Source organism: Streptomyces sp. NPDC005262 (assembly GCF_042872425.1).
GTDB lineage: Bacteria > Actinomycetota > Actinomycetes > Streptomycetales > Streptomycetaceae > Streptomyces.
The window spans coordinates 194,925-212,073 of the sequence record NZ_JBIAKK010000003.1 but is presented as its reverse complement, the minus strand read 5'-3'; the positions used below and the strand labels follow the sequence as shown (position 1 = coordinate 212,073).

At 69.9% G+C, this 17,149-nt stretch carries 13 protein-coding genes; 8 read left to right on the top strand and 5 right to left on the bottom strand.

Translation table 11 applies throughout. The features are described 5' to 3' along the window. Window positions 1-65: 65 nt before the first annotated feature. Window positions 66-1,448: a nucleobase:cation symporter-2 family protein gene (locus ACFYP5_RS10860; RefSeq protein WP_389033414.1), complete on the bottom strand. Its 1,383-nt coding sequence runs from the start codon at window positions 1,446-1,448 to the stop codon at window positions 66-68. Window positions 1,449-1,794: 346 nt separating this feature from the next. Between ACFYP5_RS10860 and ACFYP5_RS10855 the strand changes: the two genes are divergently transcribed. The 7 genes from ACFYP5_RS10855 to ACFYP5_RS10825 all read left to right on the top strand — a co-directional run bounded on the left by ACFYP5_RS10855 (window position 1,795) and on the right by ACFYP5_RS10825 (window position 10,821). After that, a complete protein-coding gene (locus tag ACFYP5_RS10855) occupies window positions 1,795-2,997 on the top strand; it encodes an aromatic acid exporter family protein (RefSeq protein WP_389033412.1) in 1,203 nt (400 codons plus the stop codon). A gap of 134 nt (window positions 2,998-3,131) precedes the next feature. After that, the gene (locus ACFYP5_RS10850) at window positions 3,132-3,491 is read left to right on the top strand and encodes a UBP-type zinc finger domain-containing protein (protein WP_389033409.1); all 360 of its coding nucleotides are present in this window, start codon (window positions 3,132-3,134) and stop codon (window positions 3,489-3,491) included. Window positions 3,492-3,768: 277 nt separating this feature from the next. Then, on the top strand, window positions 3,769-4,215 hold the full coding sequence (locus ACFYP5_RS10845; RefSeq protein ID WP_389033406.1) for a nitroreductase family deazaflavin-dependent oxidoreductase: 447 nt from the start codon (window positions 3,769-3,771) through the stop codon (window positions 4,213-4,215). A gap of 160 nt (window positions 4,216-4,375) precedes the next feature. Then, the gene (locus tag ACFYP5_RS10840) at window positions 4,376-5,383 is read left to right on the top strand and encodes a PHP domain-containing protein (RefSeq protein WP_389034429.1); all 1,008 of its coding nucleotides are present in this window, start codon (window positions 4,376-4,378) and stop codon (window positions 5,381-5,383) included. A 289-nt stretch (window positions 5,384-5,672) separates the two neighbouring features. Further along, the gene (gene nhaA, locus ACFYP5_RS10835) at window positions 5,673-7,562 is read left to right on the top strand and encodes a Na+/H+ antiporter NhaA (protein ID WP_389033403.1); all 1,890 of its coding nucleotides are present in this window, start codon (window positions 5,673-5,675) and stop codon (window positions 7,560-7,562) included. A 202-nt stretch (window positions 7,563-7,764) separates the two neighbouring features. Then, the gene (locus ACFYP5_RS10830) at window positions 7,765-8,823 is read left to right on the top strand and encodes an NAD(+)/NADH kinase (RefSeq protein WP_389033400.1); all 1,059 of its coding nucleotides are present in this window, start codon (window positions 7,765-7,767) and stop codon (window positions 8,821-8,823) included. Window positions 8,824-8,985: 162 nt separating this feature from the next. After that, a complete protein-coding gene (locus ACFYP5_RS10825; protein WP_389033398.1) occupies window positions 8,986-10,821 on the top strand; it encodes a glycoside hydrolase family 15 protein in 1,836 nt (611 codons plus the stop codon). Between the two features lie 31 nt (window positions 10,822-10,852). Here ACFYP5_RS10825 and ACFYP5_RS10820 read toward each other — a convergent pair whose 3' ends face one another. Further along, window positions 10,853-13,729 (bottom strand): SpoIIE family protein phosphatase, encoded by a 2,877-nt coding sequence (locus tag ACFYP5_RS10820; protein WP_389033395.1) that lies wholly within the window; start codon window positions 13,727-13,729, stop codon window positions 10,853-10,855. 222 nt (window positions 13,730-13,951) lie between these two features. Next, window positions 13,952-14,107 carry a hypothetical protein gene (locus ACFYP5_RS10815; RefSeq protein ID WP_389033393.1) on the bottom strand — a complete coding sequence of 52 codons (156 nt, stop codon included), beginning with the start codon at window positions 14,105-14,107 and terminating at the stop codon, window positions 13,952-13,954. Window positions 14,108-14,283: 176 nt separating this feature from the next. Between ACFYP5_RS10815 and ACFYP5_RS10810 the strand changes: the two genes are divergently transcribed. Beyond that, on the top strand, window positions 14,284-15,093 hold the full coding sequence (locus ACFYP5_RS10810; RefSeq protein WP_389033390.1) for a hypothetical protein: 810 nt from the start codon (window positions 14,284-14,286) through the stop codon (window positions 15,091-15,093). Here the strand turns inward: ACFYP5_RS10810 and ACFYP5_RS10805 are convergent. Beyond that, window positions 15,074-16,444, bottom strand: a complete 1,371-nt coding sequence (locus ACFYP5_RS10805; protein ID WP_389033387.1) for a sensor histidine kinase — start codon at window positions 16,442-16,444, stop codon at window positions 15,074-15,076. The two genes, ACFYP5_RS10810 and ACFYP5_RS10805, sit on opposite strands and share 20 nt — an antisense overlap. Then, on the bottom strand, window positions 16,441-17,103 hold the full coding sequence (locus ACFYP5_RS10800; protein WP_389034426.1) for a response regulator transcription factor: 663 nt from the start codon (window positions 17,101-17,103) through the stop codon (window positions 16,441-16,443). Before ACFYP5_RS10800 ends, ACFYP5_RS10805 begins: the two co-directional genes overlap by 4 nt. Window positions 17,104-17,149: the final 46 nt, after the last annotated feature.

The window sequence follows — 17,149 nt, the reverse complement described above, 5'->3', positions numbered from 1 at the left end:
CCCGCGTCGGAGGACCGTCGAGTCCCGTCCCTCAGGGGGCGGCGGGACTCGGGCCTCGGGGTTCGTCAGGTCGGGCCGGAAGTGGCCGCCCCCGTGGTGGTCACCGGCTCGGCCGTCGTGGATCTGCCGCGGCCGCCTGTGTGGTTGAAGAGCAGGTTCAGGAGGAACGCGGCGAGGGTGGCGCTGGTGATGGCGCTGCCCCCGATGATCTGGACCCAGGTCGGGAAGGCGTGATAGATCGACGGCGCGACGACGGGGAGCATGCCGATCCCGATGGAGACAGCGACGACCATCAGGTTGTCGGTGCCCTCGAACTCCACCGTGCGCAGGGTCCTGATGCCCACGGCGGTCACGGTGGCGAACATGACCAGACCGGCCGCACCGATCACCGGTTCGGGGAGCGAGGCGACGATCTCGCCGAACTTGGGGACCAGGCCCAGCAGGACCAGGATGCCTCCGGCGACGGCGGCGACGTAGCGGCTGCGGACCTTGGTCATGCCGACCAGCCCGACGTTCTGGGCGAACACGGTGTCCAGGAAGCCGTTCATGATGCCGCCGAGGATGCCGGAGAGACCGTCGGCGGCGAGCCCCCGGGCCAAGTCATGCTTGGAGAGCGGGCGGCCGGTCATCTCACCGACGGCGAGCATGTCGGCGGTGGACTCGGTGAACGTCACCAGCATCACGACGCACATCGAGATGACGGCGGCGATCGGGAACTGCGGGGTGCCGAAATGGAACGGCGAGGAGACGCCCAGCCAGCCGGCCTGCCCGACCGAGGAGAAATCGGTCAGGCCCATCGGAACGGCGACCAGGGTGCCACCGACCAGGCCCAGGAGCACGCTGACCTGCGCGAGGAAGCCGCGGGTGAAACGGCTGAGGACGATGATGAGCAGGATGATGCCGCCCGCCAGCGCGAGGTGGCTGGGGGCGGCGTAATCCTTGGCCGTGGGGTCGAGACCGGCGATCAGGCCGGCGGCGACTCCGATGAGCGAGAGCCCGATGACGGTGATCACCGAACCGCTGACCAGCGGCGGGAAGAACCGTACGGCGCGGGCGAAGGGCACGGCGACGAGCAGGCCGAAGACGCCTGCCGCGATCATGGACCCGTACACGGCCCGCATGCCGTACTCGCCCGCGATGAGGATCATCGGAGTCACCGCCGTGAAGGTGGCTCCGGCGACGACCGGCAGCCGCACGCCGAGGAGTTTGCCGATGCCGAGCGCCTGGACCAGCGTGATCAGGCCTGCCACCAACAGGTCGGCGTTGATCAACAGCCCGACGGTGGACGTGTCCAGCTTGGCGGCGGAGCCGAAGACAAGGGGGACGGTGACGCAGCCTGTGTACATGACCAGCACGTGCTGCACACCGAGAATCCCGAGCCGGCCGGGCGGCAGCACCTGGTCGACGGGGTGGCGGGCGAGGGCGGGCGAGGACGGTGCCTGTGACACGGATGCCTCCGTAGAGGGGCGGGGGACGGGCGGGTGCGCGTAAGGACGGGTGGGTGGGCGTGAGTGCGGACGGACGATGTGTTCGAGCGTGGGGCGCGGTGACGCGGAGCGGGTCAACTTTCTGTTGAGGGTGTTTCCTGTACGTTGCCGCATTCATGAGGTGCGGTTGCGCGTCCCGGGCCACCGGCCGGTTCCACCGCCGGTACTCCACAAGGCCCGCGAGCCCTGGATCGGCCGGGCCGGACCGGGTCTCCGGTGTCGGTTGCGCCGGTCGATCTCGGCGCATCGGCACCCGTCCGGTCCATTCGTGGGGCTGCAAGCGGTCGCGCGAGGGAAGGGGAGTGAGATGCCAGAACTCTCCGCACCTGTGGTCAAGCTCGTACGGCGAACCACCGAACCTGTCGCGGCGCAGACCCTGCGTTCGACGGCGGCGGCAGTCATCGCCTACGTCGTCGCGGTGTGGACCCTTCCTCAGCCCGCTCCGCTGACGGCTCCGCTCACCGCGCTCCTGGTCGTGCAGGTCACCCTGTACGCGACACTCACCACGGGCATCCGGCGGGTCAACTCCGTCGTCGTCGGGGTGCTCATCGCCATCGGATTCAGTGCTCTGGTGGGCCTGACCTGGTGGAGCCTGGGGCTGACGATCTTCAGCTCGCTGATCATCGGACGCATGGTGCGGGTCGACGAGTTCGTGCCCGAGGTGGCCATCAGCGCGATGCTCGTCCTCGGCGTGTCCCAGATCGCCTACACCGCGTGGGACCGCGTACTCGAGACCCTGATCGGTGCGGGCGTCGGCCTGTTGTTCAACCTGCTGTTCGCACCGCCCGTGTGGGTGCAGACCGCCGGGACATCCATCGACACACTGGCACGGGAGATGGGACGGATGTTCCGTGCCATGGGCGAGGAGGCCGGCGGACACATCTCCGTCCCCCAGGCGGCGGCCAGACTGCACGACGCCCGCCGGCTGGACCACGACATCGTGGCCGTCGACGCCTCGCTGCGGCAGGCCGAGGAGAGCCTCATGCTCAACCCTCGCGTCCGGCAGGGACTCCTCTACCGGATCGTCCTGCGTACCGGACTCGACACGCTGGAGATCTGCGCAGTCGTGCTGCGCGTGCTGGCACGCACCCTGACGGATCTGGCCAAGGCCCGCACCGAGGAAGCGCTGCTCCCCGAGGACGTGGCGCTGTCCCTCCGAGAACTCTTCGCCCAGATGGCCGAGGCCATCGAAAGCTTCTCCACGCTGATCACCACCCCGGTGTCCGCCAATGCCGAGGACGCCGAGTCGCGGCTGGCCGCCGCACTGGTGTCCAGCCGCGCCGCCCGGGACGTGGTGGCCGACCTCCTGCTGGAGGATGTCCAGGAACACCCCAGGGAGTGGCAACTCCATGGTGCCCTGCTCGCCGAGGTCGATCGCATTCTGGATGAGCTGGACATCGACAAGCGCGCCGAACGGCTCGGTCATGAACTCGACCGCCACTCGGCTGAGATGCATGAACGGCATCCCCGACTCGCCGCACTCCGGCGGCGGCTGGTCGGCAGCCGGTGAGGTGAGGGACGACCGACACAGGCGCGCCGCCCCACCCGGCCTTACGATGCGGAAGGGGAAACGGAAGGCCTCAGCGCGTCGAGCCAAGACCTTTGAGGTCCGTGTGCTCACGCTTGATCACGGAGGCACGTCCCATGGCACCTGACCGGATTCCAGGCATCGATCCCACCGCGGCTCCCAGTGGCACAGGGTGTGCGGACTGTACGGCGGGCGACGGACCGGGGTGGTGGTTCCACCTGCGTCGCTGCGCTGCCTGCGGACACATCGGGTGCTGCGATTCCTCACCCGGGCAGCACGGAACGAAGCATGCCCGCGACGCGGGCCATCCGTTCCTGGCCAGCTTCGAGCCGGGGGAGAGCTGGATGTGGAACGTCGAGACCGAGGAGTACTACGACGGGCCGGAGCTGCTCGCACCGACCTGTCACCCGGTGACTCAGCCGACCCCGGGTCCGCAGGGCATGGTTCCGGCGGACTGGGAGGCGCGGCTGCGCTGAGCGTCACTCGTGCTCTTCGTCCGCGAGCAGCGAGACCTGCTGAGGTGGGCGTAGAAGTGGGTCCGTCATCCCGCCCCGTACAGCGGGGGCATCGCGCCCGCCAACGCGATGACGGCACCGCCGTTCCGCCCGCGCCCCGACTCGCGCGGGACCGAACTGCCGCTGTGACACGCGTACTCGCCCGGATCCCGGGACGGCGCCATGATGAAAGACTTCTCGGTGCAGCGGGACACATCGATGTACGCGCTGCCCGAATGCCGACGATGGGACAGATGCCATGCCTCTCAAGGGTGAGTACGAGCCGAGCCCCGAGCAGTGGGTCCGCGATCAGGTCGAACTGTTCGAAAGTTCGGGAGGGACGGACGGAACCACGATGCGGGGCATGCCGGTCATCATCCTGACCACGCGCGGAGCCAAGAGCGGCAAGATCCGCAAGACACCGCTGATGCGGGTCGAGCACGACGGTGCCTACGCCGTGGTCGCCTCGCTGGGCGGAGCGCCCCGGCATCCCGTCTGGTATCACAACATCACCGCGGACCCCCGGGTGGAGCTGCAGGACGGTCCGCTCCGCCAGGACATGAACGCCCGTGAGGTCACCGGCGACGAGAAGCGCGTGTGGTGGGAGCGTGCGGTCGAGGCCTTTCCCGACTACGCCGACTACCAGGAGAAGACGGACCGGCAGATTCCCGTTCTCGTCCTGGAACCGGCAGCAGAGAGCCACTGACCACGGCCCGGAGGAGGTGTCGGCCCGGTGCCCGCCGCGTCTCCTCCGGCGCGCCGCCCGGCGGTGTACGGCAGCGGCTGAGCGGGAGCGTACGGGGCGCCGACGTGGGAGGAGCCCAATTGCGCAGCCCCGTGGTGTCGTGGCGGGACGGGAGGTGCTGATGGATCCGGTCGACGCCCTGCGCCGGATCGCCTTCCTGCTGGAACGCGACCGGGCAGCCACCTATCGCGCACAGGCGTTTCGTACAGCGGCTGGTGCGATCGGAGCGATGACCGGCCACGAGATCGCGGAGCGTGTGACGACGGGGACGCTGGAGTCGGTCAGAGGCATCGGGCCGAAGACGGCACAGGTCGTACGGGAAGCGCTGGCCGGGGAAGTCCCGGGCTACCTCCGGCGACTGGAGGAGGACACCGCCGGTCCGCTCACCGAAGGCGGCAGCACGCTGCGTGCCGTGCTGCGGGGGGACTGTCATCTGCATTCCGACTGGTCGGACGGCGGAAGCCCGATCGAGGAGATGGGCCGTACGGCCGCGGAGCTGGGACACGAGTGGGCGGCCCTCACCGACCACTCTCCCCGGCTGACCGTGGCACACGGCCTGTCGCCGGAACGGCTCCGCCGCCAGCTGGCGGTCGTGGCCGAACTCAACGAGCGCTGGGCGCCGTTCCGGCTGCTCACCGGCATCGAGTGCGACATCCTCCCGGACGGCTCCCTCGACCAGGAGGAGCAACTGCTCGAGCGGCTCGACGTGGTGGTCGTGTCCGTGCACTCCAAACTGCGGATGGACGCGCGGACCATGACCCGCCGGCTGGTCGCCGCCGTCCGTCATCCGCAGGCGAACGTTCTGGGGCACTGCACAGGCCGTCTGATCACCGGCCGGGGGCGCCCGGAGTCGCGGTTCGACGCGGACGAAGTGTTCGCCGCGTGTGCCGAGTCCGGCACCGCCCTGGAGATCAACAGCCGGCCCGAACGGCTCGATCCGCCCCGGCGTCTGCTGCGTCGCGCCGTCGATGCCGGAGTGCTGTTCGCCATTGACACGGACGCCCACGCACCGGGTCAGCTCGACTGGCAGATCTTCGGATGTGCCCGTGCCGAGGAGTGCGGTGTGCCGGCGGAACGGGTCATCACCTCATGGCCGGCGGACAAACTGCTGACCTGGTCAGGACGGTGAGCCCGGCCCCTCCGGGGCGACCTCGCCGTTCGGGGCCGGACGAGCCAACCCCGGACGGCCACTCAGTTTTGCCGCCACCCACCGGCCTTGAAACGGCCGCCGTCCGTGGCACGCGTCGGCTGCGAGGGGAACATGCCCGGCATCGGCGGACCGGTCGGTCTGAGGAGAGAGCCTGATCGACGCCTGGCATGAACGGGCCGTCCGGTCGGCACATGACACGGCCGAGTCCCGTGCGGCCCCTGGTGGGCCGTTGCACCCCAGCAAGCCCACGACACGCGATGATGGCCCCGTGACACACGCCCCCTCCTCCCCTCCTCACTTCCAGGAGCAGAGCACACGTGACCCGGGGACCCGGACACCGCTGCGCGCGTTCCTCGCGACCGAGTCCGGCAGCGCGGCGGTGCTGCTGGCCGCCACCGTGGCGGCGCTGGTGTGGGCGAACGTGGCCCCCGTCGGGTACGCATCCTTCTGGGAGACGCATCTGTCGGTGACCCTGGGATCGGCAGGGGTGTCGCTGGACCTGCGCGAGTGGGTGAACAGCGGCCTGATGACGTTCTTCTTCTTCGTCATCGGGCTGGAGGCGCGCCGGGAGTTCGACACGGGCGAGCTACGGGAGCGGCAGCGGGTCATGCTGCCACTGGCCGCGGGGCTCGCCGGCATGATCGTCCCCGTCGGTGTCTACCTCGCGTTCAACGCGGGCGGTGCCTCGGCCCACGGATGGGGTGCGGCCATGTCCACGGACACCGCATTCGCCCTGGGCATGCTGGCGATCCTGGGACGACGGTTCCCCGACGCGCTGCGCACGTTCATCCTCACGGTGACCGTGGTCGACGACGTGCTCGCCCTGGTGGTCATCGCCCTCGTCTACAGCGAGCACATCACCATGCCCGCCCTGCTGGCGGCCGTGGCTCTGTTCGGCTTGATCCTGCTGGTCAGGGCTGCGGGCGTGCGCCGGGGAGTGGCGTACCTGCTGATGGGGGCCGCGACCTGGGTCGCCCTGCTCAAGTCGGGTGTCGATCCGGTGGTTGTGGGCCTGGCCATGGGGCTGCTGACCTATGCCTACCCGGCGGCGCGCAGCGACCTGGAACGCGCCAGCGATCTGTTCATCTCGTTCCGGGAGCAGCCCACCCCCGAACTGGAGCGTTCGGCACGCCAGGGACTGGCTTCGGCGGTGTCGCTCAACGAGCGGCTGCAGCAGATGTACCACCCGTGGACGAGCTATGTGATCGTGCCGGTCTTCGCCCTCGCCAACGCCGGCATCACCATCGACGCGGGACTGCTGTCCCGGGCGGCGACGTCCCCGGTCACGCTGGGCATCCTGCTCGGCTATCTGATCGGCAAGCCGGTGGGTATCACCGGTGCCTCCTGGCTGCTCACCCGGCTGAGCCGCAGTCGGCTGAGACCTCCGGTCGGGTGGGGCGCCCTGGCCGGGGGCGGCACGATCGCCGGGGTCGGGTTCACCGTTGCCCTGCTGATCTCCACGCTCGCCTTCGAGGGAGACCTGCTCGAGGAGGCGAAGATGGGCATCCTGGGGGCGGTGATCTGCTCCTTCCTCGCAACCTGCGCCGTGGCGACGGCGATCAGGCTCCTGTCGCCCCACAGGCGTGCACGAGTGCTGCTCGGCACTGCCGAGAGGGTGATCGATCTCGCGGTCCCGGTCGACCCCGCTCGTGACCACGTCCGGGGCCCGATGGACGCCCCGGTGACCCTGGTCGAGTACGCCGATTTCGAATGCCCCTACTGCGGCCAGGCCGAACCCGTGGTCCGCGACCTGCTCGCCGACTTCGGTGACCTGCGGTACGTGTGGCGGCACCTGCCGCTCACGGATGTCCATCCCAGCGCGCAACTCGCGGCCGAGGCGACCGAGGCCGCGGCGGAGCAGGGGGCCTTCTGGCAGATGCACGACCGACTCATGGAGCACCAAGGCGCGCTCCATGTGTCCGACCTGAAGCGCTACGCGGACGAACTGGGCCTGGATGCCGAACGCTTCCATCGCAGTCTGCGTAGCCATGCGGGGGCCGGTCGGGTCGCGGAGGACAGGGAGTCGGCCGATCTGAGCGGGGTGTCCGGAACGCCCACCTTCTTCATCAACGGCCTGCTGCACCGCGGTGCCTACGACATCGACGCCTTGTCCGCCGCAGTGCGAACGGCCCGTGCGCGCGTAGGACTGAGGCGGTAGACCCGCCGGACGACGCGGTGGCAGCACGGCGTTCCAGCGGCGGCCGGGCTCGGGGAAGGCTTCGCGGCTGCCAGCTCCTTCCCGGCGGGTACGGAGGCGTTCGAAGCCCTGAGGCGGGGCGAGGATCAGCGCGACCACCCGTCTGCCGGAAGGGTCCGGTGCGATCTGCGCGGCCGGCCGGGCCGGTCTACGGTGAGAGGTGATGCCTCTCAATCGGCTGGGTCTGGTTGTCCACCAAGGCAGGCCCGCCGCCGTCGCGGCGGCGCGGACTGCCCGCCAGTGGTGTGCCGCTCGCGGCATCGCCTGCACCGAAATCGACGTGTGGCGTCAGGGGGAACCGCGGCACGGAGGCCAGGAAGAGGCCGCGGCGGCGGGCCATCCCGGGGCGATCATCACGTTCGGCGGGGACGGTACGTTTCTGCGTGGGGCACGGATCGCCGCCAAGGACGGGGCGTCGGTGCTGGGCGTGAACGTGGGCCGGGTCGGCTTCCTGACCGAGATCACCACCGACCAGGTGGAGGAAGCTCTGGACGTTCTCCACCGGGACCAGGCGGTGATCGAGGAGCGGATGGTGCTCACGCTGCGCGCGTCGCGCCCGCTTCAGACGCCCGTCGGCCTGGATACGGTGCTGTGCTACGGGCGCGGCCCCGCGCTGCCGGCGCCGACGCTGCGTCCCGCTGGGCCGCAGCCGGTCGGCTGGGGTGTCGCGCTGGACGTCACCGCAGTGAATGACGTGGTCCTGGAGAAGCTCGCCCGGGACCGGCAGGCGAGCGTGGCCGTGTACCTGGCCGGGCAGCTGCTCGCCTCCTACTCGGCCGACGCAGTGATCATGGCAACGCCCACCGGCTCGACCGCCTACAACTTCGCCGCGGGAGGGCCGGTACTGGACCCGGCCGCCGACGCCATCGTTTTCACTCCCGTCGCGCCGCACATGGCCTTCGGCCGTACCGTGGTAGCCGCCGCCGACGAGGCGGTCGCGGTACGCGTGCTGCCGCATTCCGGCCGGGTGGCCGTGAGTATCGACGGGCAGACGCGCGGAGTGCTGGACCCCGGGGACTGGGTTGCGGTCTACCGGGCACCGTACCGGCTGCGCCTGGCCCGTCTGGCACCGCTGGAGTTCTACCACCGGCTGCGTGAACGCTTCCAGCTGGCCGATGCCCCGGCGGCCGCCATCGACCAGACTCCGCTTTTCCACCGGCCCGACAGTCCACCGCCCGACGATCTGGCCCACCTGCGCCTGCCCACGCCGCCCGTCGCGTGAACGCACGGACGGTGACGAACACACCGGTCGTGGTCGTGGCACCGAACGGCGGTGGTGCAGCTGAGGAGGCGAAGCAAAGTTAAATTATCTGGCGATTTAGACTCTTATCAGAGTTATTTTCGGTTTCACGGTGATGGTGCCGCGGTGGCAGGGAGGCCTGGCATGGCGTTCGAGAATGCCGGATTCGGGCAGGGAGCGGGCTCCGGACGCTATCTGCCGATCGCCGAACACGGCCTGATCGGCGACCTTCGTACCGTCGCGCTCGTGGGCACCGACGGCACGATCGACTGGTACTGCTGCCCGCGATTCGACGCTCCCAGTGTGTTCGGTTCCATCCTGGACGCGGACCGGGGCGGATCGTTCGAGCTGGCAGCCGACGTGCCTGCGCGCACCCGCCAGTTCTATTTTCCCGACACCAATGTGCTGATCACGCGATTCTTCGCCGCGGACGGAGTGGGCGAGATCCAAGACTTCATGCCCATCGGTGACGAATTGGGCGAGGCCCACCGGCACCGGTTGATCCGACGTCTGCTGTGTGTCCGGGGCTCGCTTCCGTTCACCGCGCGGGTGGCTCCCCGATTCGGTTACGGGACCGAGCCGCACAGTGCACGCCTGCAGGGCGACAGCGCGCTCTTCGTATCCGAGAACCTGTCCCTGGCTCTGACGGCCACCGTCCCGCTCGACTGCGACGGCACGGATGCGTGGTCGCACTTCAAGCTGCTGGAAGGCGAGTCCGCGGTCTTCGCCCTCGACCGGGTGGGGGCCGAGGTCGACCCGCGCGGGTGTGCCAGGCGTGAGGCCGAGGACGAGTTCCAGGCCACGGTCCGCTACTGGCGACGGTGGCTGAGCGCCTCGCGGTACCACGGACGGTGGCGGGAGATGGTGCACCGCTCCGCGCTGACGCTGAAGCTGCTCGTCTACGCACCGACCGGCGCGATCGTGGCTGCGCCGACGACGAGCCTGCCCGAGGAGCTCGGATGCGAGCGCAACTGGGACTACCGGTACACCTGGGTCAGGGACGCCGCCTTCTGCATCTACGCCATGCTCAGGCTGGGATTCACATCGGAAGCAGAAGCGTTCATGGGCTTCCTGTCCTCGTGCATCAAGTGCGAGGACGAAGACGCCGGGCCGCTGCAGATCATGTACGGCATCGACGGACGGCGTGAGCTGCCCGAGCGCGAACTGCCGCATTTCGAGGGGTACATGGGGTCGTCTCCGGTGCGAGTCGGAAATGGTGCCGCGACCCAGCTCCAGCTTGACATCTACGGAGCGCTCATCGATTCGATCTACCTGTACGACAAGTGGGGCCAACCCATCAGCAGCAACCACTGGGACGAGGTCGGCTCCGTGGTGGACTGGGTCTGCGACCACTGGGACCAGCCGGACGAAGGTGTCTGGGAGATCCGTGCGGGACGACGGAACTTCCTGTACTCCCGCCTGATGTGCTGGGTGGCGATCGAGCGGGCCATGCGCATGGCTGCCCGGCGTGGCCTGCCCGCCGACCTTGTCCGGTGGGGGCGGAGCCGTGACGCCATCTACCGCCAGATCATGAGCCGGGGCTGGTCGGCCGAGGCCGGTGCCTTCGTCCAACAACTGGACGGCGACGTCCTCGATGCCTCCGTGCTGATGATGCCCTTGGTCAAGTTCGTCTCTCCGGTCGACCCGAAGTGGCTCTCGACGCTGGACACCCTCGGTGCGAACCTGGTCACCGACTCGCTCGTCCACCGCTACGACGTGGGAGCCAGCCCGGATGGCCTCCTGGGCACGGAGGGCACCTTTTCGATCTGCTCGTTCTGGTACATCGAAGCCCTCACCCGAGCCGGCCGCCTGGAAGACGCCCGCCTGGCCTTCGAGAAAATGCTCACCTACTCCAACCATCTCGGCCTGTACGCGGAGGAGATCGGACCGACGGGCGAACAACTCGGCAACTTCCCGCAGGCATTCACCCACCTTTCCCTCATCAGTGCCGCATTCAACCTCGACCGCGCCCTCGGCTGAGCACCGATCAGGAGTGCTCGGCGTCAAGCGGTCATTCCGGGGGCCCGGCTGTGTGCGTGTCGGATGCAGGCAGGAGAGGAGCCAGGATGTCGGATCCGTGCATCGTCTGCTCGGTCCAGATGGACTTGCCGGCAGTGGTGTAGCGAGTGCCCCACCGCTGGGAGAGCGCGGCGACCAGCTGCAGTCCCCGGCCACCCTCGTCCGTATCGGACGCGTGGCGGACCCTGGGCATGGTCAGACTGCCGTCGGAGACCTCGCAGACCAGGTCGGCGTCGAGCAGCAGCCGCAGTCGCAGCGGTCCCCTCCCATGTCGTACGACGTTTCCGACCAGCTCACTGACGAGCAGCTCCGTCGTCGTCGCCATGTCGTCCAGCCCCCAGATGGACAGCTGCTCCCGGACGTGCCTGCGGGCCAGGCCCGCCGCCTGGGGGTCCTCCGGGAGCGGCCAAGAGGCCATCCGGTCGGGGCTGAGCGCGTGCACACGGGCGACCAGGAGGGCGGCGTCGTCGCTGGTGTGATCTCCGGCGGGGAGCAGGCCGGCGATGAGGTTGTCGCAGAGCCGGTCCAGGTCTTCGCTCTCCCCGGTGCGCAGGAGCTGGGCCAGATCGGTCATGCCCTGGTCGATCTCGCGCTCTGACGATTCGATGAGGCCGTCGGTGTACAGCACCAGGAGGCTTCCCGGGGGCATCGTCAGCTCCACCGTCTCGAACGGCGGCTCTGCCACCCCCAGAGGCGGATCCGGGACCGGATGCGGGAAGTGCACGGTGCCGTCGGGGTGGACCACTGCCGGAGGCGGGTGGCCGGCGCGGGTGATGGAGCACGTCCGGGTGGTGGAGTCGTACAGCGCGTACAGGCACGTGGCGTACGAGTCCTCCCCGAGGGCGCTGACGATGTCGTTGAGGTGGCTCATGATCTCGTCGGGTGGCAGTTCGAGGTCTGCGAGGGTGTGAACGGCCGTGCGCAGCCGTCCCATCGTGGCAGCCTCGGAGAGGCCGTGGCCCATCACGTCGCCGATGACGAGCGCGACCCGTCCGGCGGACAGCGGGATGACGTCGTACCAGTCGCCACCGACGTCCATGCCGTGTCCGGCGGGAAGGTAGCGGGCGGCGGCGGTGCACGCCGGGAGGTCGGGCAGTGTCCGGGGGAGCAGTGCGCGCTGCAGCTCCCGGGACCGGGTGTGCTCGGCGTCGTAGAGCCGTGCGCGGTCCAGGGCGTGCGCGACCAGCGCGCTGATGGCGGTCAGCAGGGTGCGCTCTTCGTCGGCCAGGTGGCGCGGGTGGTCGAACACGATCACGCAGACACCGAAGGTCTGCCCGGAGGCGGTCAGCGGCAGGAACGCCCAGGACTTGTTGCCGATGTCCTGCAGGTGGTCGGCGATGGACGGATATCGCGCCGCGTACTCCTGGGGCGAGGAGACGAACAGCGGCCCCTGAGTGGAGATCGCGTCCCAGACGGGGTCTTTCGCGACGCGCGAGCGGCCGTCGACCCCCTCGAGGAATGCGCGGGAGTAGCCGACGGCCCCGACGTTGCGGACCCGGTTGTCCTCGACGGCCTGCACGAGCAGCCCGGTGGCGCGGAACGGCGGCAGCACCCGCTGGGCCACGGCGTCCACCACGTCCCGTGAGGTCGTCGCCGTGGCGAGCGCTGCGGTCAGCTCCGTGATCCGGGAGGCGCGCTCGGCGGAGGCCTGCTCGCCGGCGATCCGCTCGGCCTCGTGCCTGCGCATCTCGGTGACGTCGGTGAAGTACAACGTGACCCCGTCGGGCACCGGGACGAGCCGCAGGTGGTACCAGCGTCCGGTATCCGGCATCTGCACGTCGAAGCCTGCGGGCGTGGCCGTGGCGGCGGCCCGTCGACACCGGGCCTCCATGTCGGCGATCTGCTGCACGGCGGGCAGCGTCCACAGCATGCGGCCGAAGAGCTCCTCCTCGGAGGAGCCCAGCATGCCTTCCGCCTCCAGGTTGACGAAGGTGATCCGCCAGTCGTCGTCCGCCGAAAGGAAGCCGTCGCTCATATGGCGCAAGGCGTGGCTGAGGGCGTCGCGGGCGGACCGGGACTCGTTGCTGTCCCAGGCCGTCCCGATCATCCGGTAGGGCTCGCCCGCCTCGTCGAGTACCACCTTTGCGCGCGCCTGGGTCCAGCCGTAACTGCCGTCGGGGCGCCGTACTCGGTATTCGGCTTGGAATACACCGCGGTTGCGAATGGCCTTCTCGACGGCGGCGAGCGCCCACGGCACGTCGTCGGGGTGGACCACCTTCATCCAGCTCTCGACCTGGGGTGTGAAATCGGCGGGCTCGGTGCCGTAGACGGCCATCGCCGCGTCGTCCCAGGACAGTGCGCCGGTGCGGATGTTCCAGTCCCAGGTCCCCACCTGGACGGCCTTGAGCGCCTGCCGCAGGAAGTTGCCGCTCGGTTCCTCATGGGCAGGGCGAGCGGGTTGCGGAGCCCGGATCATCCGCTCCTTCGCCCAGGCGGCCACCGCTGTGAGGAAGTCCCAATGCTCCCTGGTGGGCTCTCCCGAGGGGCCCGCCACCACGGTCAGGGCGCCGACCGGGCCCTCCGCGCCGAACACCGGCACGGCTGCCAGACCCGTGCCGGGCCAGCCGGTGGCCGACGTGGGCGAACCGGCACCCGAGGGGTCGTGGACCTCCCACACGCCGGTGCCCTGGCGCAGGGCGCGGGCCGGGGCCGCGGTGTCCTCCTGGTCGATGATCTCCCACGGTCGGACGAGGGCCGGAGGCAGTCCGGCCACGGACACCAGACGCAACGCCGACATGGGACCAGACAGGTGCACCGTCCCGCCCAGGCCGTCCAGCTCGGCGACGGCGTGCTGAAGCGCGAGCCGCAGCACCTCGCCCTCCGTGACGCCCTGTTCCACACCGGCAAGCAGGGCCAACCGAGCATTCATGGATCAACTGTATATTTCAGGCGCGAAGTCGGTAGGACATGGCGCTGTGCTGCGGCTTTCCGCCGGTGAGCCGATCGGGAACTCGACGGGCGGCCTTCACTACGCCCGCGCCATCGACCGCCTCGCTCGTGGAGGCCGGGCTCCGGGGGCCGGCCCGGCGCCGCGGCCTGGCGGCTCCGGCTCCGTCTTCGGTCGGACGTGGATGCTGTCGCCACCTCCACTTCAGCTCGCGTCATCCTCGGTCCGGCGCTCGCCCTCGGCCTGGGACGGCTGGGTGCGTGCCGTGGCGGGATGCCGTTCCTCGGCAGGATTCAGATCCTCTTCCAACCTCTCGCCCTCGGCCTGCGACGGAGTCGGGTACTCGTCGGTAGGGCGCATGACTGCCTCCATACTCGGATGAATGCATACAAAACGAGCGTAACGCGGTGGCTGACCGGCTGCTGCGGCACGTACCGCGTGTGCGAAGTGCTTCCCGGTGAGTCGGGCATCGTCCTCCTGCCGTGGAGAGAAGCAGTCAGGATGTGTTCAGGTTCGCCGTGCCAGCCTCACCGGTCATGACGAACGAAACAGCTGCGTATCCGGCACGCGCCGGGGCGCGGCAGATGCTGAACAAGGTCCCCGAAGTCACGGTGTACTTCTGGGTGATCAAGGTGCTGTGCACGACGGTGGGCGAGACCGCGGCCGATCTCCTCAACGAAAACCTCGGTCTGGGTCTGACGAACACCTCCCTGGTCATGGCCGTGCTGCTGATCGGCACGCTCTGGTTCCAGTTCCGGGCCGAGAAGTACGTTCCCGGTCTCTACTGGCTTGCCGTGGTGCTGATCAGCGTGGTCGGCACACTCGTGAGCGACAACCTCACGGACAACTTCGGGGTGGCGCTGGAGACGACGACCGTCGTCTTCGCCGTGTTGCTCGTCGCGGTGTTCGCCGCCTGGTACGGGAGCGAGCGGACGCTCTCGATCCACTCGATCCACACGGTCCGCCGCGAGGCGTTCTACTGGGCGGCGATTCTCTTCACCTTCGCTCTCGGAACCTCCGCGGGCGACCTCACGGCCGAGCGGATGGATCTGGGGTACTGGGTGTCCGCGGTGCTGTTCGCGGTGCTCATCGCCGCCGTGGCCGCCGCCCACTACGGGCTCGGCCTCGCAGCCGTCCCGGCGTTCTGGATCGCGTACATCCTCACCCGCCCGCTGGGCGCCTCGCTCGGCGACTATCTCTCCCAGGCGCGTGGTGACGGCGGCCTCGGCCTCGGTACCGTCGGCACCAGCGCGATCTTTCTCGTCCTGATCCTGGCCCTCGTCAGCTACCTGACAGTGACCCGGCGGGACGTGGCCACCCCTCCTGTCAGCCTGCCGGAAGGCTGACCACGAACCGCGCGCCGGTGGCGGCCGGGTCCCACTCGATGTCGCCGCCGGACGCGCGGGCCAATCGCCTAGCCAGCGCCAGTCCGAGACCGGCCCCGTCGTGACCGTCGTCCGGATCCGCCCGGCGGCCCGGCTCGAAGACGGCCGGGCCCGTCTCCGCCGACACACCCGGGCCGTCGTCGGTCACGGCGAGCTCCACCCCGGCCGGGGTCTGTGCGTACGTCAGGGTGACGGCGGTGGCGGCGTAGCGGCGGGCGTTGTCGAGCAGCGGCGTGAGCATGCGTTCCACGAGTGCGGTGGAGACCCCTGCGGTGACGGCTGCGCCGCCCCGCACGGACAGCGGCGGGGCGTCAGGGTGCTGACGTGCGTACTGCTCGGCCAGGTGATCGGCCATTGCGGGCAGTCGGCAGCGGCCGGGGGGTCGGCCGGTGCGGGCGCGGGCTTCGGAAAGCAGGGTGTCGCAGATGTGCCGCATCGTGCCCGCGGCGGCGGCGATCGCCTGGTGGGAGGCGTGCTGTCGGGTCGCGTCCCGTGGCCGGGCTGTGAGCCAGTCCGTCTCGGCGACGATGCGGGCCAGCGGGGTGCGCAGTTCGTGCGAGAGCTCGGCGGTCTGCAGCTGTTCGTGGCGCAGTGCGGCGGCCAGCCGGTCCAGGAGTTCGTCGAGGTTGGTGGCGAGCGAAGCGAGCTCGTCCGGGCGTTGGCCGGTGCCGAAGCGTTGCGCGGCACCGAGTTCGCTCCAGCGGGCCGCCCGGGTGCTCATCTCGGCGACCGGGCGCAGGGCCCGGCCGACGATGGTGCGGGTGAGCAGGTACAACCCGGCCAGGAGCAGCAGACCGAGGACCGCCGAACCGGCGAGGGCGGCGCGCGCGGTGCTGCGGTACGGGTCGAGGGAGACGGCGACGACAACGGTGCCCGTCTGGCGGTTGCCGACGCGCACCGGCAGGGCGTAGAGCCGTGAGGCGTTCCTCCCGCCGGACTCCTGGTACCTGCTGCCCCGGCCGGTGAGCCGGTCCGCCTGCCGCTGGAGGGCGGCGGGCGCGCTCGGCCGTTCGACGGCCGTGCTTCCGCGGTAGATCCACGTGCCGACATCCAGGGCGCGGTCGTCCGGCGGTTCGTGCACGACGATGCCGCCGTCCGGGCGTGCCTCGACGGTGGTGGCCACCGCCGCGGCTCGGGTCTGCAGCAGGTCGGCGGCCTGGCTGCTCAGCCGTCCCGCGAGGACGATGTCGAACGCGACGGTGAGCGCGGCGACCCAGGCCGTGGCGGAGGCCAGGGCGAGCAGGGCGAGGCGGCCCCGGAGCGTGCGGGGCCGCGCGGTACGAAGCCGTCCGGTGACGCGAAGCCGTCTCATATCAGGCGGTACCCGACGCCTCGTACCGTAGTGATTTCCTGTGGGCTGTCCGCCTCGCGCAGCTTCCGGCGCAGCCGGGTCAGGTACTGGTCGAGCGAGTTGTCGCTGACCTGAGCCCCGTCCGGCCAGGCCGCGCGCAGGAGTTCCCGTCTGCGTACGGCGGTTCCGGGTGCCGTCATCAGCGCGGCCAGGAGGCGGAATTCTGTGGGGGTGAGTGCCACCGGTTTGCCGTGCACCTCCAGGAGGTGGCGTACGGGGTCGAGTCGGAGCTCCGCCAGCTCGACCGCAGGGTCAGGCCCTGCGCGGCGAAGCGCCGCGCGGATCCGGGCGGCGAGTTCGGCAAGGTGGAACGGTTTCGCGAGGTAGTCGTCGCCACCCGCGGAGAAGCCCGAGAGCCGGTGGGTGAGCGTGTCGTGCGCGGTGAGGAAGACCACCGGGGCCGTCAGCCCCGTCGAGCGCATGGCCTGGCACACGTCCCGGCCGTCCGAGTCGGGGAGTCCGATGTCGAGGACGACGGCATCCACCCGGTCATCGAGGGCGCGCAGGGCGCCGGCCCCGCTGGCGGCGGTCACGACGGCGAAGTTCTCCTCGCGCAGTCCGCGGGCGAGCACGTCGCGCAGCCCGTGGTCGTCCTCGACGACCAGGACGCGGCGTTGCACAAGGTCGGTCACGGCAGTCGAGTCCTTCCGTCGGGGCTCCGCAGCC